This window comes from Saccharopolyspora sp. NPDC002686 (assembly GCF_040295745.1).
Taxonomy (GTDB): Bacteria; Actinomycetota; Actinomycetes; order Mycobacteriales; family Pseudonocardiaceae; genus Saccharopolyspora; species Saccharopolyspora oryzae.
This window is the reverse complement of record NZ_JBEOVY010000064.1, coordinates 1-21051: the sequence shown is the minus strand read 5'-3', so window position 1 is coordinate 21051 and position 21051 is coordinate 1. Positions and strand designations below refer to the sequence as shown.

The 21051-nt window shown below is 70.2% G+C and carries 17 protein-coding genes; 15 read left to right on the top strand and 2 right to left on the bottom strand.

What is annotated here, in order from left to right; translation table 11 throughout:
• Position 1 precedes the first annotated feature (1 nt).
• Positions 2–1912, bottom strand: a complete 1911-nt coding sequence (locus ABTZ89_RS11320) for a glycoside hydrolase family 84 protein (protein WP_351043041.1) — start codon at positions 1910–1912, stop codon at positions 2–4.
• Positions 1913–2752: 840 nt separating this feature from the next.
• Between ABTZ89_RS11320 and ABTZ89_RS11315 the strand changes: the two genes are divergently transcribed.
• The 13 genes from ABTZ89_RS11315 to ABTZ89_RS11255 all read left to right on the top strand — a co-directional run bounded on the left by ABTZ89_RS11315 (position 2753) and on the right by ABTZ89_RS11255 (position 18727).
• Positions 2753–4048, top strand: a complete 1296-nt coding sequence (locus ABTZ89_RS11315; RefSeq protein WP_351043038.1) for an RNA-guided endonuclease InsQ/TnpB family protein — start codon at positions 2753–2755, stop codon at positions 4046–4048.
• Positions 4049–4157: 109 nt separating this feature from the next.
• Entirely contained in the window at positions 4158–5174 is a 1017-nt protein-coding gene (locus tag ABTZ89_RS11310) for a LacI family DNA-binding transcriptional regulator (RefSeq protein WP_351043034.1), read from the top strand.
• A 102-nt stretch (positions 5175–5276) separates the two neighbouring features.
• On the top strand, positions 5277–6587 hold the full coding sequence (locus tag ABTZ89_RS11305) for an ABC transporter substrate-binding protein (RefSeq protein ID WP_270949984.1): 1311 nt from the start codon (positions 5277–5279) through the stop codon (positions 6585–6587).
• Positions 6584–7516, top strand: a complete 933-nt coding sequence (locus ABTZ89_RS11300; RefSeq protein ID WP_351043029.1) for a carbohydrate ABC transporter permease — start codon at positions 6584–6586, stop codon at positions 7514–7516. The genes ABTZ89_RS11305 and ABTZ89_RS11300 overlap by 4 nt, the downstream gene beginning before the upstream one ends.
• Complete coding sequence (locus ABTZ89_RS11295) at positions 7509–8348, top strand: carbohydrate ABC transporter permease (protein ID WP_351043026.1); 840 nt, start codon at positions 7509–7511, stop codon at positions 8346–8348. Before ABTZ89_RS11300 ends, ABTZ89_RS11295 begins: the two co-directional genes overlap by 8 nt.
• Positions 8349–8369: 21 nt before the next feature.
• A complete protein-coding gene (locus ABTZ89_RS11290; protein ID WP_351043023.1) occupies positions 8370–10313 on the top strand; it encodes a cellulase family glycosylhydrolase in 1944 nt (647 codons plus the stop codon).
• A 168-nt stretch (positions 10314–10481) separates the two neighbouring features.
• The gene (locus tag ABTZ89_RS11285; RefSeq protein WP_351043021.1) at positions 10482–11906 is read left to right on the top strand and encodes an MFS transporter; all 1425 of its coding nucleotides are present in this window, start codon (positions 10482–10484) and stop codon (positions 11904–11906) included.
• Between the two features lie 12 nt (positions 11907–11918).
• Positions 11919–13436, top strand: a complete 1518-nt coding sequence (locus tag ABTZ89_RS11280) for an FGGY family carbohydrate kinase (protein ID WP_351043018.1) — start codon at positions 11919–11921, stop codon at positions 13434–13436.
• Complete coding sequence (locus tag ABTZ89_RS11275) at positions 13430–15103, top strand: glycerol-3-phosphate dehydrogenase/oxidase (RefSeq protein ID WP_351043015.1); 1674 nt, start codon at positions 13430–13432, stop codon at positions 15101–15103. Before ABTZ89_RS11280 ends, ABTZ89_RS11275 begins: the two co-directional genes overlap by 7 nt.
• Positions 15100–16653: an FAD-binding oxidoreductase gene (locus tag ABTZ89_RS11270; protein ID WP_351043012.1), complete on the top strand. Its 1554-nt coding sequence runs from the start codon at positions 15100–15102 to the stop codon at positions 16651–16653. Before ABTZ89_RS11275 ends, ABTZ89_RS11270 begins: the two co-directional genes overlap by 4 nt.
• Positions 16654–16681: 28 nt before the next feature.
• Complete coding sequence (locus tag ABTZ89_RS11265) at positions 16682–17302, top strand: glycerol-3-phosphate responsive antiterminator (protein ID WP_351043009.1); 621 nt, start codon at positions 16682–16684, stop codon at positions 17300–17302.
• A 13-nt stretch (positions 17303–17315) separates the two neighbouring features.
• The gene (locus ABTZ89_RS11260; RefSeq protein WP_351043006.1) at positions 17316–17606 is read left to right on the top strand and encodes a putative quinol monooxygenase; all 291 of its coding nucleotides are present in this window, start codon (positions 17316–17318) and stop codon (positions 17604–17606) included.
• A complete protein-coding gene (locus ABTZ89_RS11255; RefSeq protein ID WP_351043003.1) occupies positions 17606–18727 on the top strand; it encodes a zinc-dependent alcohol dehydrogenase family protein in 1122 nt (373 codons plus the stop codon). Before ABTZ89_RS11260 ends, ABTZ89_RS11255 begins: the two co-directional genes overlap by 1 nt.
• Positions 18728–18838: 111 nt before the next feature.
• On the opposite strand, the gene ABTZ89_RS11250 is transcribed toward ABTZ89_RS11255, so the two are convergent.
• Entirely contained in the window at positions 18839–19225 is a 387-nt protein-coding gene (locus ABTZ89_RS11250) for a Dabb family protein (RefSeq protein WP_351043000.1), read from the bottom strand.
• A 148-nt stretch (positions 19226–19373) separates the two neighbouring features.
• Between ABTZ89_RS11250 and ABTZ89_RS11245 the strand changes: the two genes are divergently transcribed.
• Positions 19374–20258 carry an AraC family transcriptional regulator gene (locus ABTZ89_RS11245; RefSeq protein WP_351042998.1) on the top strand — a complete coding sequence of 295 codons (885 nt, stop codon included), beginning with the start codon at positions 19374–19376 and terminating at the stop codon, positions 20256–20258.
• Between the two features lie 182 nt (positions 20259–20440).
• A partial coding sequence (locus ABTZ89_RS11240) for a pyridoxal-phosphate dependent enzyme (RefSeq protein WP_351042995.1) occupies positions 20441–21051 on the top strand: 611 nt, incomplete at its 3' end.

Genomic DNA, 21051 nt, shown 5'->3' with positions numbered 1-21051 from the left:
CTCAGCGCAGGTCCGGTGCTTCAGCGATGAAGGTGTCCAGGACGCCGTCGCCGACCCGCACCGGTCCCTCCGGGCGCGTTTCGCCGGGGATGGTGCGGATTTCGCCTGCCCGGCGTGCCAGGTCGGCGGCTTCGGCGAACGCCTGGTCCGCGGCCGCGTCGTCACCATCCGCTCTGGACTGCACTCCGTCGAGGCTGGTCAGCAGCGCGCTGCCCCACAGCTCGGTGGCCTCGAGCCACGGCTCGGCGTCGGTCACGAACGCCGGATCGGCCACTCCGTCGCGGATCCGCTTCGGTGCTGCGGCGATCAGTTCCGCGTAGGGGCGCAGCGCCGCGACCGCCGCGGCCTTGTCGTCGGCCCACGTGGAGCGGAACTCCTGGAGCCGCCGGTCCAGTTCCGGAGCCTGCGGTTGCCAGATCTCGTCGTCCAGGGTCGGGGCGAGGTGCTCCAGGTCGAAGAACGCCAGCAGGGCCTCGGTGGTGCCTGGATCGCCACCGGCCAGGTAGCGGGCGGCTTCCCGCCAGGCGCGGGTCGCGTCGTAACCGGTGTCGTTCCAGGTGAAGTCGGCGGCGCCGAACTCGGCGACCTTGCTCGCCGAGGCCTGGTTCATCGGGTTGAGCACGATGCCGGAGAGGTGGTCGTGCAGCCCGGGTTCCCGCTTCGCGTAGGGCGCGAGCAGCAGTCGCCCCGCGGTCGCGTCGAAGTCGTTGACCGGGTAGTTGTCCCACACGAACACCTTGCGGCCCCACACCGCGGCGGCCTCCTCGGCCTGCGGCACGGTGATCTCGGGCGGGACCACGCCGACCCCGGTCCACATCATCTCCACCGCCGGGTCGAGCTGCTCCCGGATGGTCTTCTTGTACGGGCTGTCCTCGGTGTCGGAGTACTCGGTGGGCACCGCCTGCAACGGCTGGGCGCCCTCGTGGGTCGCGATGAACTCGCGCTGCACCCGGTTGAGCAGGTCCACCTGCGCCTGCCCCGCCGAACCCGGTGACGGCGCACCGTACTTCGCCTCGTCCTCGGCGCAGTTCCACTTCGCGTAGTCGATGTCGTCCAGCGGCAGCGAGAACGCGCGCACCCCCAGGTCGTACATCGCCTGCAGCTTCCCGGTCAGCGCCTGCCAGTCCTGCTCGCTGGTGTAGCAGATGGACAGCCCGGGGGAGAGCGCGAAGGTGAACCGGACGTGGTGCGCATCGCCCTGGTCGATCAGCTCGCCGAGCTCGGCGAGCTTGTCCGCCGGGTACGGCTCGCGCCACTTCTCCCGGTGGTACGGGTCGTCCTTCGGCGCGTAGATGTAGGTGTTGAGCTTGACGTCGCCGTAGAAGGCGAGCTGGTCCAAGCGTTCCTGGTGGGTCCAGGGACTGCCGTAGAAGCCCTCGATCGCGCCGCGCAGCGGCATCAGCGGGTGGTCGACGACGCCCGCCCCGGCGATCCCGTGCTCGCGCACCAGCTGGCGCAGCGTCTGCGCGGAGTAGTAGACGCCGTCGGAATCGACTCCGCCGAGCACCACCGCGCCGTCCTTGGCCGCCAGCGCGTAGCCCTCGGCGGGCAGTTCGGACGGCACCTCGACACCGGCGTCCCGCAGCCCGCGGGCGATGTCGTCGGTGCCGATCCCGCCGACCCGCACCACCAGCGGTGCGTCCGGCTGCTGACCGGCGTCGACGACGTCCACCTGCTGGGCGCCCGCACCGCGCAGCACCGCGACGAGCAGGTCGCGGGTCGGCTGGTCGACCTCGCGGTCGGCCACGACCAACACCCGCTCCGGCACCGGCACGTCGTCGCCGAGCTGCACGACCTGCTGCGGTTGCGGGGTGATCTGGGGTGCCGGTGCCTCCGGTGCGGCGGTCGCCGGTGCGGTCGCGCTGGCCGCGAGCAGCGCGGCGCCGGCCAGGCCGAGAACGGAGCGGATCAAGTCGCCTCCTCCGGGGTCGGGGCGTCGCACACCAGGCCGCCGCAGCGGACAAACTGGTCGCGATCGTGGGACAACCCAACACCGGATCAAATGGTCTGGACAATCCACCGGATGGTGGATCATCGGGCTTGCGCGCCCGGTGGTTCTTCGGTAGTTCGGGCCTTCCGCTCCGGGAGCTGAAGCGATTTCGGGTCGATTGCCCCGGTTCTGGAAGGCGACGGCGAACTGATCGGCATCTGGGAGGGGGCAGTCCCGGGGCTGACAACGACAGCATCCCACCGTCCTGGAACTGCCGGAGAAACACGCTGGCACGGAGTGTGCTTGTGTGTGGGCGATCGCCGTCGTGCTCGCCGCTGCAATGGAGGCAATCGCCTCGGTCGATGCTGCGTTCGGCTGGCGATGTACTCCTCGTTCTCGCCCGCGCCGAGAACGAGGACAGCCCATTTGCCAGAAGTTCATGCAGCGCTACCAGGACATGTGCGTGGTCGATCAGGCTGGCACGACGCGGCCTGCGCGGCCTGTACCGGTGATGCCGCAGAACAACGACTTGACTGCCGCCGGATGTGGGCCTGCATGTTCGGCGGAGTCTGGGAGGCCGCGGATACTCCGATGCCTCTGCCGATCGTGAGTGGAGGCTGAACGCTTCGGTGAGGCTGTTGAGTCGTTGGGGCCGACCGGTGCCTGTGCGACGCGGGAAAGATGGTTGCGCAGTCCGGGGGCTCCCGTTTGGAGCAGGGGGCTGTGTACTCGCCGTTCGGGTGTCGATACTGTGAACAGCGTTGGGAATTTTGATCTTTTTCTAGTGGGGTGCTTCGTCGGTCGCGGTGCGTTGGTGTGCCGATGTATCGAGCGGCAAGTGGGATCGGTGAGTCATTCATGCTGGCGGGACGTCGGTACCGGTTGATGCTCACGCCGGAGCAGGTCGAACGATGTGAAGAGTTTGGCCGAATCTGTCGATCGGTGTGGAACACCGCGTTGGAACAGCGAAGGGAGTACCGGCGCCGCGGTTCCTGGATCAACTACGAGCAGCAGGCTTGGGAACTCGCCGATGCTAAAGGTGATCACGAGTGGCTGAAGCTGGCTCCAGCGCAGGTGCTGCAACAAACCCTCATGGACCTGGAGCGGGCGTGCCGCGAGCGCGGAACGTGGCGTGTCAACTGGAGATCGCAACGTCGCTGGTCGCCGTCATTCCGGTTCCCGACAGGAAAACTCATAACCACGGAGAGGATCGGGAAGAGGTGGGGAAGGTGCAAGCTTCCCAAATTGGGATGGGTGCGCTTCCGCTGGACTCGCGCTCTCGGTGGCATCGTGCGGTCTGCGACCGTAAGCCGAGATGGACCTGACTGGTTCGTGTCGTTCCTGGTCGACACCGGTACTGCCACGCCGGAACAACATGCAAAACCCGGGAGTGAAGTCGGGATTGACCGCGGTGTGGTGACAGCTGTGGCTACGAGCGACTCGGTGGGGTTCGATCGCGAGTTCACCACTGCTGGTGAGCAGCGTCGGTACTTGAGACTTCAGCGTAAGCTCGCTCGGCAGCAGTCTGGCTCGGCTAACCGCGCGAAAACTCTGACTGCTATGCGACGGATCAAGCGTGCCGAACGGAACCGTCGCAAGGATTTCTGCGCTCAGGTATCCCATCGGATCGCCGATGAGTATGCGCTCATCGTGCTCGAGAGACTTCATATCCGGAACATGACGGCGTCGGCTCGAGGTACCGTCGATGATACCGGTTCGAAGGTGTCCCAGAAATCCGGACTGAACCGGAACATGTTAGGCAAGGGGTGGCACGCGTTTGAGCTGGCCTTGCGCAACGCTGCCCGGTCCACGGGCAGTTCAATTGTGAAGGTCCCGGCTGCGCACACGTCACAACGCTGTTTCGCGTGTCACACAGTGGACCAGGCGAGCCGTGAGAGCCAAGCGGTTTACCGGTGCACCACGTGTGAACATACTGATCATGCGGACGTCAACGCAGCCAAGAACATTCTCGCCGCAGGACGGAAAGAAGCCGGAAGGCTTCATGCGGTGACAGCCTGTGGAGACCTCGGGGTTGCCCGGTCTGCGAAGCAGGAACCAGGAACCTCGGTGACGGGGGACCGCCAGCTAGCATTGCTCGTTGGAGTCCGGCGGCTCTAGCTGCTGGAGGACGTCAACATCATCGTCCTGGTCCAAGCGGCCCAGTACCTCGGGAACTGGTTGTCCCGCAAGGCGTTGCGGCGCTGAGGGGCGTGAGGAGGAGACCGGTGTGAAGCGGCCGACGATCATCGACATCGCCCGCGAGGTCGGTGTGTCCAAGGCCGCGGTCTCCTACGCGCTCAACGGTCGCGGCGGGGTGTCCCCGCAGACCCGAGAGCGCATCCTCGAAGTCGCCGCCGAACTCGGGTGGCGGGCCAGCAGCGCGGCCCGTGCGCTGTCCAGCGACCGCGCGGCCAGCGTCGGCATGGTGCTGGCCCGCTCGCCCGAGGCGCTGCACACCGAGCCGTTCTTCATGCGGATGGTCGCCGGGCTGGAGCAGGCGCTCTCCGAGCACGGGGTGTCGCTCCAGCTCGCGCTGGTCGCCGACACGGCGACGGAACTGGCGACCTACCAGCGGTGGTGGGCCGAGCGGCGGGTGGACGGCGTGGTGGTGACCGACCTGCGGGCGTCGGACCCGCGCCCGCGGCTGCTGCGCGAGCTCGGCACTCCCACGGTCTTCTTCGGCACCGCGGAGGCGACGCCCGACAGCTCGGTACTGCTGGTCAACGAGAACGACGCCGCGCGCACGGCTCTCGCGCACCTGGCCGGGCTCGGGCACCGGCGGATCGGGCACGTGCAGGGGCCGCGCAGCCTGCAGCACACCGTGCGCCGGGAGGAGGCGCTGCGCGCTGCGGCCCGGGAACACGACGGAGTCGTGCTCAGCCGGGCGCCTGGCGATTACACCGAAGAGGGCGGGATGCGGGCGACCCGGCGGCTGCTCGCCGCCCGCGACCGGCCGACCGCGATCGTCTACGACAACGACGTGATGGCGGTGGCCGCGGTGGCGGGCGCGGACGATCTCGGCATCGAAGTGCCTGCGCAGCTTTCGGTGCTGGCGTGGGACGACTCGATGCTGTGCCGCATCGTGCGCCCGGCGGTCACCGCGTTCGCCCACGGGGTGGCCGAGGATGCGGCGACTGCCGCGCGGATGCTGCTGGAGCTGGTCGAAACCGGCGCGGTCGAGGCGCGCGAGCTGTCGTCCCGGCGGCTCGTGCCGCGCGCCAGCACCGCCCGACCCGGAAGCTAACGACCCGATAACGGCGGTTTTCGACTCTTCTGATTAACCGGTTAAGTCCCTAGCTTGATCGGCGGGTCCAACGACGGGCCCACAAGCACGAGGAGTCGTTTCGTGGACAAACGCTCGCTCGCGGCGGTGTCGTTGATCGCGACGCTGATCACCGCCATGCTCACCGGCTGCGCACCACCGGCCGAGAACTCCCACCGCATCACCTACTGGGCCAGCAACCAGGGCAAGAGCTCCGAGCAGGACCTGCGGATCCTCGGCGCGGAACTGGCGAAGTTCACCGAGCGCACCGGGATCGAGGTCGACGTCGAGGTCATCGGCTGGTCCGACCTGCTCAACCGGATCCTCGGCGCGGCGACCTCCGGGGTCGCCCCGGACGTGGTGAACCTCGGCAACACCTGGGCCGCCTCGCTGCAGGCGACCGGCGCGTTCGTGCCCTTCGACGACCGGCTGATGGACCGCTTCGGCGGCCGGGACCGCTTCCTGGACAGCAGCATGAGCTCCACCGGCATGCCCGGCCAGGCGCCGTCGTCGCTGCCGCTGTACGGGTTGTCCTACGGCCTGTTCTACGACAAGGCGCGGTTCGCCGAAGCCGGCATCGACCCGCCGCGCGACTGGCGGGAGTTCCTCGACGCCGCCAAGCGGCTGACCGATCCGGCGCGCGACCGCTGGGGCCTGACCATCGCCGGCGCGAGCTACACCGAGAACGCGCACTTCGCGTTCATGTTCGGCCGCCAGCAGGGCACCCACCTGATCGACGAGCGCGGCGGCGCCACCTTCACCTCGCCGGAAGCAGTGGCCGCGGTCCAGCAGTACGTCGACCTGATGGGCACCGAAGGCGTGGTGAACCCGGACGATGCCGAGGAGGGCAACGCCTCCGGCGCGGCGTCGAACTTCACCAACGGCAAGGCCGCGATGCTCATCGCGCAGAACAGCGTCATCCCGACGCTGGAGGAGAACGGCATGCCCGACGAGGCCTACGGCGTCGTGCCGCTGCCGGTGCCGGATCCGCTGCCGCCGGGCGGGCGCGCGGTGCGCAGCCACGTCGCCGGCTCGAACGTCGCGGTCTTCGCCGACAGCCCGCGCCGCGAGCAGGCCCTGGCGCTGGTGGAGTTCCTGACCAGCGCCGAAGAGCAGGCGATCCTCAACGACCAGTACGGCACGCTGCCGGTCGTCGAGGACGCCTACGACCACCCCGCGTTCCGCACGCCGAAGAACCAGGTCTTCCGCGAAGTGCTGGCCACCGGCTCGGAAACCGTGCCGATGATCCCCAACGAAGCCCACTTCGAGACCACCGTCGGCGCCGCGATGCGCGACCTGCTCGCCGAGATCGCCACCGGTCGGCGGGTCGGCGAGGCGGAGGTGCGCGAAGCGCTGTCCGACGCCGAGCAGAAGATGCGGGGGAGCGGCGGATGACGACCCCGACGCGCACCGAACGTCGCAAGTGGACACCCAGCAGGCGGGCGCTGCCGTACCTGCTGCTGGCGCCCGCGCTGGTCTTCGAGCTGCTGGTGCACCTGGTGCCGATGCTGGGCGGGCTGTGGATGAGCCTGCTGGAGCTGACGCAGTTCCACGTGCGCAACTGGGTCCGAGCGCCGTTCGCGGGGCTGGACAACTACCGGTTCGCGATCGACTTCAACGGGGCGGTCGGGGCCGAGCTGCTGCACTCCTTCCTGATCACCTGCGCCTTCGCGGTGCTGACGGTCGCGATCTCCTGGGCGCTGGGCATGTTCGCCGCGACCCTGCTCCAGCGGTCCTTCCCCGGCCGCGCGGTGCTGCGCGCGCTGTTCCTGGTGCCCTACGCGCTGCCGGTCTACACCGCGGTGCTGATCTGGAAGTTCATGCTGGACCGCAGCGACGGCATGGTGAACACCGTGCTCGCCGACCTCGGGCTCGGCGGCGGCACGTTCTGGCTGCTGGGCGACAACGCGTTCTTCAGCCTGGTGATCACCGCGGTGTGGCGGCTGTGGCCGTTCGCGTTCCTCGCGCTGATGGCGGGCATGCAGTCCATCCCGTCCGACGTGCAGGAGTCGGCCACAGTGGACGGTGCTGGTCCGTGGCAGCAGTTCCGCTCGATCACGGTGCCGATGCTGCGCCCGGTCAACCAGGTGCTGGTGCTGGTGCTGTTCCTGTGGACGTTCAACGACTTCAACCTGGCCTACCTGCTGTTCGACAAGTCGGTGCCGGGCGCGGCGAACCTGCTGTCCATCCACATCTACAGCAGCTCGTTCCTCACCTGGAACTTCGGCCTGGGCTCGGCGATGTCCGCGCTGCTGCTGCTGTTCCTGCTGGTGGTCACCGCCGGGTACCTGGCGTTCACGTCGCGGAGGATGAAGGATGTCTGAGCCGCGGTGGTTCCGCGTCTTGCGGGTGGTGGGGCTGACCGGCCTCGCGCTGTTCGTGCTGGTCCCGCTCTACGTCATGGTCACCTCGGCGGTCAAACCGCTGTCGCGGGTGCAGGACCGGTTCGAATGGCTGCCCGGCGAGATCACCTTCCAGCCGTTCGTGGACATGTGGTCCACCGTTCCGCTGGCCACCTACTTCCGCAACAGCGTCGTGGTCGCCGCGGGCGCGGCGGTGCTGTCGGTGGCGATCGCGGTGCTCGCCGCCTACGCGATCAGCCGGTACCGGTTCCGCGGGCGCGACACCTTCCGCATCGTCGTGCTGTCCACCCAGATGTTCCCCGGCATCCTGTTCCTGCTGCCGCTGTACCTGATCTACGCCACGATCGGGCAGGTGACCGGGATCGCGCTGCACGGCAGTCAAGTGGGGCTGATCATCACCTACCTGACGTTCTCGCTGCCGTTCTCCACCTGGATGCTGGTCGGCTACTTGGACTCCATCCCGCGCGACCTCGACGAAGCGGCGCTGATCGACGGGGCGGGCCCGGTGGGCGCGCTGGTGCGGGTCGTGCTGCCCGCCGCCCGGCCGGGCATCGCCGCGGTGGGCATCTACTCGTTCATGACCGCGTGGGGCGAAACGCTGTTCGCCTCGATCATGACCGACTCGGGATCGCGCACCCTCGCCGTCGGGCTGCGGGAGTACTCCACGCAGTCCTCGGTGTACTGGAACGAGGTGATGGCGGCCTCGCTGGTGGTCAGCATCCCGGTGGTCGCCGGCTTCCTGTTCCTGCAGCGCTACCTCGCGCAGGGGCTCACCGCGGGCGCGGTCAAATGACCGTCCTAGAAAGGGGATTCGATGCGACGGAACTCGGCCAAGTTGGTCGCCGGCGGAGTACCTCAGGTGTGGCTCGGGGCGAACTTCTGGTCCCGCACCGGCGGTCCGCTGATGTGGCGCGACTACTCGCCGGAGGTGGTGCGGGAGGAGCTGCGGGTGCTGTTCGACCACGGCCTGCGGCAGACCCGCTCGTTCTTCTACTGGCCGGACTTCATGCCCACCCCGGACAGCATCGACGAGGAGAAGGCCGGGCACTTCGCCGACTTCCTCGACGCGCACCGGGAGGTCGGGATGACCTCCATCCCGACCTTCATCGTCGGCCACATGTCCGGTGACAACTGGGATCCGGCCTGGCGTGGCGGGCGGGACCTCTACGCCGACGTGTGGCTGGTGTCCCGGCAGGCGTGGTTCGCGCAGCGGATGACCGAGCGCTTCGCCGCGCACCCGGCGGTGGCCGGTTGGCTGATCAGCAACGAGATGCCGATCTACGGCCGGCTGCGGCACGAACCGAAAGCGCCGACCGAGCAGGTCAACGCCTGGGCTCAGCTCATGGTGCAGGCGGTGCGCGCCGGTGGCGGGCACCAGCCGGTGTCGCTGGGCGACGGCGCTTGGGGGATCGAGGTGACCGGCACCGACAACGGCTTCTCGGTGCGCGACACCGGCGAGCTGGTGGACTTCGTCGGCCCGCACGTGTACCGGATCGACAGCGACCCGGTGCGCCAGCACCTCAACGCGGCGTTCATCTGCGAACTGTCCGCGGTGGCCGGGAAACCGGTCGTGCTGGAGGAGTTCGGGCTCTCCAGCGACCAGGTCTCGGCGGCCGGCGCCGGGCACTACTACCGGCAGACCCTGCACAACTCGCTGCTGGCCGGGGCCACCGGGTGGATCGCCTGGAACAACACCGACTACGACGACCTCGTCGAGCAGGGACCGTACTCGCACCACCCGTTCGAGATGCACTTCGGCATCACCGACCGCGCCGGGAACCCGAAACCACCGCTGCACGAGCTCGCCGAATTCGCCCGCATCCTGTCCAGAGTGGACTTCGCCGGGTGCGAGCGGCCCGACGCGCAGGCCGCGCTGGTGGTCACCGAATACCTGGAGCGCGGTTACCCGTTCAGCCAGGACGACGACCGACCGCTGATCTTCACCTCGCTGCAGCAGGCGCACGTGGCAGCGAGGGAGGCCGACCTGCCGGTCGGGTTCACCCGCGAACGCGACGGGATCGACCCGGACTGCTCGCTCTACCTGCTGCCCTGCGTGAAGCAGATCCAGGGCCCCACCTGGCAGCGGCTGCGCGATCGCGTCTCCGACGGCGCGCTGCTGTACCTGTCCTACACGGCGGGCGAGGTGGGCCACCACCGGCAGCCGTGGATCCCGTACTTCGACGAGACCTTCGGCGTCGAGAAGCAGATCACCTACGGAGTCGTGGACGAGGTGTCCGACGAGGTGGTGGAGATGACCTTCGCCGAGGACTTCGGCGACATCACCGCGGGCGAGGTGCTGCGCTTCCGGGTCGGCGGCAACGAGCACAGCCGCGCCTACCTGCCGGTGCGGCCGCGCGGTGCCAAGGTCGTGGCCACCGACGCGCACGGGCGTCCGGCCCTGCTGCGGCACCCGACCGGAAGCGGCGAGGCCGTGCTGTGCACCTACCCGGTCGAGCACTTCGCGGCCCGGAACTCGCGCGTCAACCCGGAGGACACCCATCGGCTCTACTCGGCGCTGGCCCGCATCGCCGGGATCGACCGGATGATCGCGGTCGACGACCCGCGGGTGTTCGCCGACGCGCTGGTGCACCAGGACGGGCGGGTCTTCGCCTGGCTGGTCAGCCAGCACGACCACGAGGTCTCGGCCGTCCCCACCGCGCCGGGACGTTCGGTCCACGACCTCGACACCGGGGAGGAGCTCACCGAGGTGGCGCTGCCCGCCTACGGAGTACGGGTGGTCGAGCTCAGGACGAGGTGACCGGCATTCCTCGCCGAACGCTTCGCCGCTTGACGGGCGGGTTTCGGCGAGGTTAATGTCTCGGCTCAACGACAGGCATAGACGAAGAGCCACTGTCAGCGGACTTCGTCGTGCCTTCATCGCGTTGGATCGCTGTCAGCGGCCTTCACCTCCGAGAGGTGGCGATCCGTGGCCGCACCTTCGAATCCGGCGCAGAGAATCTCCGGCGTCCCGCACGTGGCGGCGTTGATCAACGGCCTGGAGAAGTTGCCCGGCAAGGCGAACCTGCTGTGGTACCTGATCCTGGGTGGACTGTTCCTCGACGCCTACTCCAACGCCGCGTTGAGCGCGGGCCTTTCACCGATGGTGAAGGAGCTCGGCCTGAGCGCGACCCAGGTCGGGCTCCTCACCGCGACCGCACCGGCGATCGCGATCCTGTTCAACCCGATCGGCGGCTGGCTCGCGGCCCGCATCGGGCGGGTCAAACCGCTGCTGCTGGCCAAGGCCATCGCGGTGGCGGGCGCCCTGCTGACCGCCTACGCGGACACCTTCGCGACGGTGTGGTCCGGGCGGGCGCTGGTGGGCATCGCCTACGGCATCGACTTCGCGGTGGCGATGGCGATGCTCGCCGAGTACACGCCCACCAAGCTCAAAGGACGGCTGAACCTCTGGCAGTGCGTCTGGTACGTCGCCACCACCGGGAACCTGGCGCTGACGCTGGTGTTCTTCGAACTCGGCGTCGGCACCGACATCTGGCGCTGGTCGGTCGGCTCGGCCGCGGTGTTCGCCGGTGCGCTGCTCGTCCTGCAGCTGCTGTTCCTGGTGGAGAGCCCGGCGTGGCTGGCCTCCCAGGGCAGGCTCGCCGAAGCGGCGAAATGCCTGCACCGCATCTACGGCTTCAACGTCGAAGCCGGTGAGCGCGCCCAAGAGCAGGCCGAGCAGCCCTCGATCGGTTTCCGGCACACCGGGGTGCTTTTCCGCAAGCCGTACCTGCCGCGGACCGTGCTGTCCACGATGATCTCGCTGACCCAGTCCATGCAGTACTTCGCGATCGGCTGGTACCTGCCGGTGATCAGCCTGGCGATCTTCGGCGAGCAGTTCGAGAAGGCCACCGTCGGTTCGATGGTGTTCAACGCGGCAGGCATCATCGGCGGCGCGGTCTCGGCCTACGTCGGCCGCCGCATGGGCCTGCGGTTGAGCTCCGCGGTGGGCTACGCGATGGCGTTCGTGCTGCTGCTGACGTTGGGTCTCGGCTTCGGCAGCCTGCCCGCGGTGCTCGCCTTCGCGGTGCCGTTCCTGTTCATCTTCTTCCACTCCGCAGGCCCCGGCGCCAACGGCAAGTCGATCGCCGCGCTGTCCTACCGCAGCGACATCCGCACCTTGGGCACCGGGATCACCGGCATGCTGGGCAACTTCGGCAGCGTCATCGGCCTCTACATCTTCCCGCAGATCAAGGAGTCGCTGGGGCTCGGGCCGACCATCGCGCTGCTGTCCGCGGTGCCGCTGCTGGGCCTGGTCACCTGCTTGATCATCAAGTGGGACCCGACGCGCTCCGGCATCGACCCGGACGAGGAGGACATCGACTTCCAGGCTCCCGCGCTCGCGGGTCGCTGAGGGGGCCGGAACATGAGCGGAACGCGACGAGGCGTGCTGTCCATCGACGAAGGCTCCACCGGCACCCGGGCAGCGGTGGTCACCGCCGACGGCGCCAGCGGCCAGTCCTTCTACCAGCCGATCGCGGTGCTGCACCCCGATCCGCTGCGCGTCGAGCAGGACGCCGGCGAACTGTGGCGGCGAACCCTGGAAGTGGCGCAGCAGGCGGTGCGCTGGGCCGGTGACAACGCGGTCGAGATCATCGGCGTCGCGCTGTGCACCCAGCGCGCGACCGCGGTGCTGTGGGATCGCGAGACCGGTCGGCCGCTGGCCCCGGCCGTGGTGTGGCAGGACCGCCGCTACGCAGCAGAGCTCGAAGAGCTTGCGGCGCGGTGGGATCCGGTCCTGCTGGCGCGCACCGGCCGTCCCGTCGGCAGCCGCTCGCCCTTCCTGTGGGCAGCGCGGCAGATCGAGCAGAACCCGCAGGTGGCCGCAGCGGCGGCGGACGGGCGGTTGCTGTTCGGCCCGATCGACACCTGGCTGAGCTGGAACCTCAACGGTGGCACCAAGCACGGGGTCGCGACCTCGAACGCGGCGGCCCTCGGCGGCTACCGGCTGCGCGACCACGCCTGGGACGCCGGATGGCTGGATGCGGTGGGATGTCCGGTCGACCTGGCCCCGCCGCTGGTCGACGACGACGGCGACTTCGGCTGGACCGACCCGGACGTGCTGGGTATTCGGGTGCCCATCGCCGCCGCGATGGGGGACCAGCACGCATCGCTGATCGCACTGGGCGCGCTCGAAGCCGGGCAGGGCATGTGCGTGCACGGCACCGGGACCTTCGTCGGTGCGCTGACCGGCGACGAGCCCGCCGACGCGACTTCGCTCGCGGACGGGGTGCTCGCGCTGCCCGGCTGGCGCTCCGGCGGCCGCACCCGCTTCAGCCTGGAGGCCTACACCGCCACGACCGGCTCAGCGCTGCGCTGGCTGGTCGAGGACCTGCAGCTGTTCGACTCGGCCGAGCAGGTCAGCGAGCTCGCCGGGAAGTACCCGCGCGAACGGGAGATGTGGTTCGTGCCCACCCTCGCCGGCCTCCGCACGCCCATCGCGGCGCCCGGCGCGCGGGCCTGCCTGACCGGGTTGAGCCTGGCCACCAGCAGAGCCGGGATCGCCCGCGCCGTCCTGGAAGGCATCGCGCACTCGGTGTGCGACACCGTCGACGGGGTCTGCGCAGCGGTGCCTTCGGGACTGACCCGCTTGCGGGTCGGCGGTGGTCTCGCGGCCAGCGACGCGCTGCTGCAGAGCCAAGCCGACCTGTCCGGCATCGCCATCGAGCGGGCCGCGGACTCGGCCACGGCCAGCCTGCGCGGCGTCGCCTACCTCGCCGGGGTCCGCCTCGGCCTGTGGGGATCGCTCGACGAAGCGCTCCACGCACTGCCCGCCGGTCGCGCCTTCGAGCCCGCGATCAGCGAGGACGAACGGCAGGAGCTGCGCGCGCAATGGGGACGCGTGCTCCGGAAGTCACTGCCAGAAGAAGGAAAGAAATGCTGAAACTCCCGGGCAGGCGGCCGAATTCGGCCGCGGCCAAGGCAACTCCCGGCGCGCCGGTGACCCTGGACCGACAGCGGGCGCTGCGACGCCTCGGCGGCACCGAGTTCGACGTCCTGGTGATCGGCGGCGGCATCACCGGCGCCTACACCGCGCTGGACGCGGTGTCCCGCGGTCTGTCCGTCGCGCTGGTGGAGCGCGACGACTTCGCCTCCGGCACGTCGTCGAAGTCGTCGAAGATGGTGCACGGCGGCCTGCGCTACATCGAGCAGGGCAACGTCGACCTGGTCCGGCACTCGCTGCTGGAGCGCCACCGGTTCCGCCGCAACGCCCCGCACCTGGTGCAGCGGTTGCCGTTCCTGTTCCCGATCCTGGAGAAGGAAGGCGTTTTCGACGCCCGCATCGCCAAGGCCTTCGAAGGTCTCCTGTGGACCTACGACCTGGTGGGCGGCTGGCGCATCGGCCGCCTGCACCAGCGCCTGACCCGCAACGAGGTGCTCTCGCACGCCCCGACGCTGCGCGCCGAGAACCTCAAGGGCGGGTTCATGTACTACGACAGCCGTGCCGACGACGCCCGGCTGACCCTCACCGTCGTGCGCACCGCCGCCCACCTCGGCGCGGTCGTCGCCAACGGCGCGAAGGTCGAGCGGCTGCTCAAGACCGGTGGCCGGGTGCGCGGCGCCGAAGTCCACGCCGACGGCGAGCGGATCGACGTGCGGGCCCGCGTCGTGGTGAACGCGACCGGTGTGTGGACCGACGGCGTCGACGCGATGGCCGACGACGCGCACCGGCCGCAGGTCCGCCCCGCCAAGGGCGTGCACATCGTCGTGCCGTGGTCGAAGATCCGCAACGACTGCACGGTCACCGTGCCGATCCCCGGCCGCGCCCGCCGCGCCACCTGCACCCGCTGGGGCGACGCGGTCGTGCTCGGCACCACCGACACCGACTACGACGGGTCCGTCGACGACGTGCACTGCACCCGCGAGGAGATGCAGTTCCTGCTCGACGGCGCCAACGTCGCCTTCGACGTCGACCTCGGCCCCGACGACGTGCTCGGCAGCTACGGCGGGCTTCGGCCGCTGGTCGGCGGCAAGGAGGGCACGACCCTGGACATGCGGCGCGACCACCACGTCGACGTCGGCGCCAGCGGCATGGTCACGGTCACCGGCGGCAAGCTCACCACCAGCCGTCACATGGGCGAGCTCGTGGTGAACGAGGTCGCCGGACTGCTCGGCCGCAAGACCCGCAGCCGCACCGCGAAACTGCCGCTGCTGGGCGGGGCGGGCTACGACGCCGAAGCCGTCGGCGCATCCGGTGGCACCGCGGCCCACCTCGGCGGCCGCTACGGCACCGAAGCCAGGTTCGTCAGCGCGCTCATCGACGAGGACCCCTCGCTCGGCGAACCGCTGATCGCCGGACAGCCGCACCTGAAGGCCGAGGTCGTCTACGCGGCCCGCTGCGAGATGGCGCGCTCGGTCGACGACGTGCTCTCCCGCCGCACCCGCCTGCGGCTGTTCGCCCGCGACGCCTCCGCAGCCGCCGCCCCGGTCGTCGGCGAGCTGCTCGGCGCCGAACTGGGGCTTTCCGAAGCGCAAGTCGCCGAGCAGGTTCGCAGCTACCAGACCGAAATCGCCCGCGAGAAGTCGATCCTGTTGGGAGACCAGGCATGATCAGCCGCCAGACCATCACGCACCCCTTCAACCGCGGCAACTACGTCGTCGGTGCCCCGACGCCGCCCCGCTACGCGGCGCGCACCGAGATCGGCCAGGGCCCGGCGTCGCTGCAGACCAAGGCGGTGGAAGTGCCGGCGGCCGTCGTCGCCGAACTGCGCAGCGTCGCCGACGCCGTGCACACCGACCACGACGAGGTCGTGCTGCGCACCCGCGACTGGTGGGCGGGCTCGATGATCGGCGAAACCGCCGACAGCCCGGCGACCCCGGACGCGGTGGTGGTCGAAGCCAGCACGGTGGAGCAGATCCAAGCGGTGGCCAAGCTCTGCCACGACAACACCGTTCCGCTGACCGTCTCGGCCGGCCGCAGCAACGTCACGGGTGCCGCGCTGCCGGTGTTCGGCGGCGTCGTGCTCGACGTGTGCGGGCTGACCGGCATCACCTCCTTCGACGCCGAATCGCAGATCGTCGAGGTGCGAGCCGGGATGTTCGGCGACCTCTTCGAGCAGGAGCTGCAGGAGACCCACGGCGCCACCACCGGGCACTGGCCCTCGGCGTTCGCCATCTCCACCGTGGGCGGCTGGGTCGCCTGCCGCGGTGCCGGGCAGCTGTCCACCCGCTACGGCAAGATCGAGGACATGGTCGTCGGGCTCGACGTGGTCCTCGCCGACGGAACCCTGACGACCTTCGGCGACTACCCGCGCGCGGCCACCGGACCGGACCTGCGGCAGCTGTTCGTCGGTTCGGAAGGCACGCTGGGCATCATCACCTCGGTCCGGCTGCGCACCCACCCGCTGCCGGAGCACGCCAAGGCCATCGCCTACGGCTTCGAGACCTTCGCCGACGGACTGGAAGCCTGCCGGCAGATCATGCAGCGCGGTGGGACCCCGGCCGTCCTGCGGCTCTACGACCAGCTGGAGAGCGGCACCCACTTCGGCCACCCGGACACCAACCTGCTGCTGATCGCCGACGAGGGCGACCCGCTCGTGGTGGAGGCGAGCATGGCGGTCAGCGCCGAGGTGTGCGCGGCGCTGGGCACCGAGCTCGACGGCCAGGCGATCTTCGACCGCTGGCTGGACGAGCGGATGCTGGTCGGCAAGTCCGCCGACGGGTTCAAGCCCGGCCCGGGTTTCGTCGCCGACACCCTGGAGATGGCCGGGCCGTGGGCGAAGCTGCCTGCCATCTACGACGACGTGTGCGCCGCGATCAACAGCGTCCCGGGCACCCTGGCGGCGTCCGCGCACCAGTCGCACGCCTACACCGACGGCGCCTGCCTGTACTTCTCGCTGCGCGGCGACATCGAACCGGAGAACCGGCGCGAGTGGTACCGGGCGGCGTGGGACGCGGCCAACGCGGTCCTGATCCGCCACGGCGCGGCGCTGAGCCACCACCACGGGTCGGGCCTGCTGCGCGGGCCGTACCTGGCCGACGCGCTGGGCACCGGGTTCGGGGTGTTCGAGGCGGTCAAGAACGCGCTGGACCCGCGCGGGGTGCTCAACCCCGGCAAGCTCGGCCTGCCGAGCCCGTTCGGGACCGGGCCGTTGGACTGAGCTGAGCCGAGGAGTAGTAGTTGCCGTCATGAGCGAACGTGCCGCCCCGCAGACCCGACCGGTGAAGCCGCAGCTGACCGCGGCGTTCCAGGACGTCCCGGTCTGCGCGTCCGTGGTGGGCCTCGCGCGGGTCAAGGACTTCGCCTCGGCGGCGTCGCAGGTCTGCGTCCTGGCGTCGATCCCGGTGGGGGAGCTGTCGAACGCGGTGCGCGTCCTGGTGCACCTGGGCAAGATCGTGTTCGTCAACATCGACTCGTGCCCCGGCCTGGCTCAGGACCGGGGTGCCATCGACTTCCTCACCGGGATCGGCGCGCAGGGCGTGGTCAGCACCCGGGCCGCCCTGATCGACCGGGCCCGGTCGCTGGACATGCTGACCATGCAGAAGGTGTTCGTCACCGACCGGTCCAACCTGAACCGGAGCCTGGAAGGCGTCGGGCGCAGCGTTCCGGACCTGGTCGAGGTGATGCCGGCGCCGATCATCCCGTGGATGCCGGAGGAGGCGCGCCGGGTGCTCTCGCCGTTCGTGGCGGCGGGTTTCGTGATGGACGCCGCCGGTGTTGCGCACTCCCTGGCGATGGGCGCGGTAGCGGCGGCGACATCGGACCACACGCTCTGGTCCCTGCGCCGGGACGAGCTGAAAAGTCGTTGAGATTGGGAGATTCATGAGTTTCGTCGTGGTGGCCCGCTATGTCGTCCAGCCGGGCGAGCGGGACCGGGTGCTGGAGCTGCTCGCCCCGATGGTGTCGGCGTCGCGGGCCGAACCGGGTTGTCGGCGCTACGACGTGCACGCCGGCGTCGAGGACGACGTGGTGGTGCTCGTCGAGGAGTACGACGGCGAGGACGACTTCGCCCGGCACTGCGAATCCGAGCACTTCCAGCGGATCGTGCTCGGCCAGGTGGTGCCGCTGCTGGCCGACCGGCAGGTCACCCGGTGCCGGCCGGTGGAGGCGTGATGCGGGTTCGCGCGGCCGTCCTGCGGGAGTCCGGCGGGCCTGAACCGTACGCGGAGTCGCGCCCCATCGAGGTCACCACCTTGCACCTCGATCCGCCCGGCCCCGGCGAACTGCTGGTGCGGGTCCGCGCCGCCGGGCTGTGCCACTCGGACCTGTCCGTGATCAACGGCTCGCGCCCGCGCCCGCTGCCGATGGCCCTCGGGCACGAGGCCGCCGGCGAGGTGGTCGAAGCAGGGCAGGGGACCGGGTTCGCTCCCGGCGACCACGTGGTCCTCGCCTTCGTGCCGTCCTGCGGTGACTGCGAGCGGTGCGTGGCCGGACGCCCAGCCCTGTGCGGGCCGGGGGCGGCGGCCAACGGCAGCGGCACCCTGCTCGGCGGTGGCATGCGGTTCCGCGCCGACGACGGGACGCGGCCCTACCACCACCTCGGGGTGTCCGCGTTCGCCGAGCACATCGTGGTGTCGGCGCGGTCGGCGGTGAAGATCGACCCCGACATCCCGTTCGAGATCGCCGCGCTGTTCGGCTGCGCGGTGCTGACGGGTGCGGGCGCGGCCCGGTACTCCGCCCAGGTCCAGCCGGGTGAGAGCGTCGCGGTGTTCGGGCTCGGCGGTGTCGGCCTGGCCGCGCTGCTGATGGCGAAGGCGGCCGGGGCGTCCACTGTGGTCGCGGTCGACGTCGTGGCGGACAAGCTGGAACTGGCCACCCAGCTGGGCGCCACGCACGCCGTGGCAGGTGGGGAAGGCGCGGTCGAGCAGATCCGCGAGCTCACCGGCGGGGGAGCGGAGAAGGTCATCGACACCACCGGTGTGGCGCCGGTGCTGCGGCAGGCCTACGACGCGACCCGCAGCGGCGGCACGACCGTCACCGTCGGCCTGCCCGACGGCCAGGCCCCGCTCACGCTGCCCGCGCTGAGCCTGGTCGCCGAGGAGCGCACGCTGCGCGGCAGCTACCTGGGTTCGTGCGTTCCCCGCCGCGACGTGCCCCGGTTCATCGAGATGTACCGGTCCGGTGCGCTTCCGGTGGACCGGCTGCTGTCGCACCGCATCGAGCTGGACGAGATCAACGAGGGCTTCGACCGCCTGCACGGGGGGAGCGCCGTCCGCCAGGTCGTGCTCCTCTAGCCGGTCCACCGGTGGAACCTTCGAGGGGCCCGGTCCGCGGCCCGTCCACCGCGGACCGTGAAGGCTCTGGTCGGTGTCCGGTGGGTGCAGCAGCCGCACGGCCAGGGGAGGTCATCGAGGGATCGTGTCGAGGAGGCAGCCCCACTCGGGGTAGGCCGCGACCTTCTCCCGGTGCATCGCCACGATCTTCTCCTTCAGCCCGGGGTCCATGTCGTCCGACAGCTGGAGCGCGGACAGCCGGGCCAGGTGCGGCAGGATCTCGAGGTCGCCGTCGAGGTGCACCGGGTCGTACAGGTAGCGCCGCAGCGCCGCCAGATCCCGCACGCCGGCGCAGTAGGCGTGGGTGTAACCGTCGGCGGGATCGCCGAGGTCCTGGCCGACCGCCGAGAACGACACCGAATCGAGGGTCGCGGTTCGGCGCATCGCCGCCAGGACGGCGGCCGTTTCGGCCTGGGTCGTTCCGGGCCTGAGGGCGAAGCGCAGCATGAGGATGATCACGGGTCCTTACCTTCTCCTTGCCGGTTGTCGGAGGTGTTCACCACGGTAGGAACGAACACCGGGACGGCCAATGCGTCATGGTCTTGACCGGATAAGCGGACGTCTCAGCCCGGAGACGGTCAGCGGACTCGACGATGGGGTTGGCGACATGGATGTGCTGAGTGATGTCATCACCGTGATGCGCACCGGCGATCCGAGTTCAGCGCGCGTGGAGCGGGTCTCCCCGTGGCGGCAGCGACTGTCGCCGGCGCCGGGAACGGCGGCGTTCGAGGTCGTTCTGGCGGGCTCGTACCGGCTGATCCCGGCGGCGGGCGCCCCGGTGGCGCTCGGTGCGGGGGACGTGCTGTTCCTCCCGCACGGGGGCCGTTACGAGCTGGCTGATTCCGTGCGGGAGGGCGCCGACGGGACCGGTTCACCGACCACTGTGGTGCTGTGCGGGGCCTACCGACTCGACGCGGACCGCGGCCATCCGCTGCTGGACGAGTTGCCCGACGTGGTGCATCTGCCCGCCCGGCTCGGGCGCCACCCACGACTGCGGGCCGTGGTGGACCTGCTCGGCGCGGAACTGGAGAGTCCCGGGCCCGGCAGCAACGCCGTCGTGTCCGCGCTGCTGGAGACGCTGCTGCTCTACGTCCTGCGGGCCTGGCTGGAGGACCAGCCGGTGTGCGCGGGGCCCACCGGCTGGGCGGCGGCGCTGGCCGATCCGGTGATCCGCGCAGCGCTGGACGCGATCCACCACGATCCGGCGCGGCCGTGGACCGTCCGGGAGCTGGCGACCTGCGGAGGGGCCTCGCGCGCCGCGTTCGCCCGGCGTTTCACCGCGCTCGTCGGCCGCCCGCCGTTGACCTATCTGACCTGGTGGCGGCTGACGACCGCGGCGCGACTGCTGCGCGACTCCGACGCGCCGCTGAGCGTCGTCGCCGCACAGGTCGGATACGGCTCGGAGTACGCGTTCGCCAACGCGTTCCGCCGCGAGTTCACCATCGCACCAGGCCGCTACCGCCACGGGAAACGCCTACCGCGTCAGACGTAGCCCGTGCCCGGCAGATCTCGCCTCTGCAACTCTCGGGGCGGCTCACTCCCCGAGAGTGCGCATCATTCGACCAGACACAATGCACCCGCAGGCCGCGGAGGTCGAGCAGGGGCCGGACGGCGGAGCAAGCCTGCGACGGCCGGCAGGACCCATCGGACAGACCACAAGCGGAGGCGAGCGGGTTGATCGGGATCACCGACATCGAGGCGGCGGCGGAGCGCATTTCCGGGCACGTCCTGCGCACACCGACGGTGCCCAGCCCCGGGCTGGGCGACCTCCTGGGCGTCCCGGTCACCGCGAAGCTGGAGCTGCTCCAGCGCACCGGTTCGTTCAAGGTGCGCGGGGCCGCCGCGAAGCTGCTGTCGCTCGGCGAGGCCGAACGCGCGGCCGGGGTGGTCGCGGTCAGCGGCGGCAACCACGGCATCGCGCTGGCAGTCATGGCCGGGGCGCTAGGGGTCGAAGCGACCGTGGTCATGCCGCGTTCCGCACCCGCCCGCGCGGTCTCGATCGCCAAGTCGGCCGGCGCCGAGGTCCGGCTCACCGACGACATGGCCACGGCGTTCGAGCTGATGACGGACCTGGAGGCCAGCGGGCTCACGCTGGTCCACCCGTTCGCCGATCCGACCGTCATCGCCGGGCAGGGCACGGTTGGATTGGAGTTCGCCGAGGACGCCGGGCACGTCACCGACGTGCTGGTCAGCATCGGCGGTGGTGGTCTGATCTCCGGGATCGCCGCCGCCCTGCGGGCCCGCCGCCCCGACGTGCGGATCTGGGGCGTGGAAACCGCTGGGGC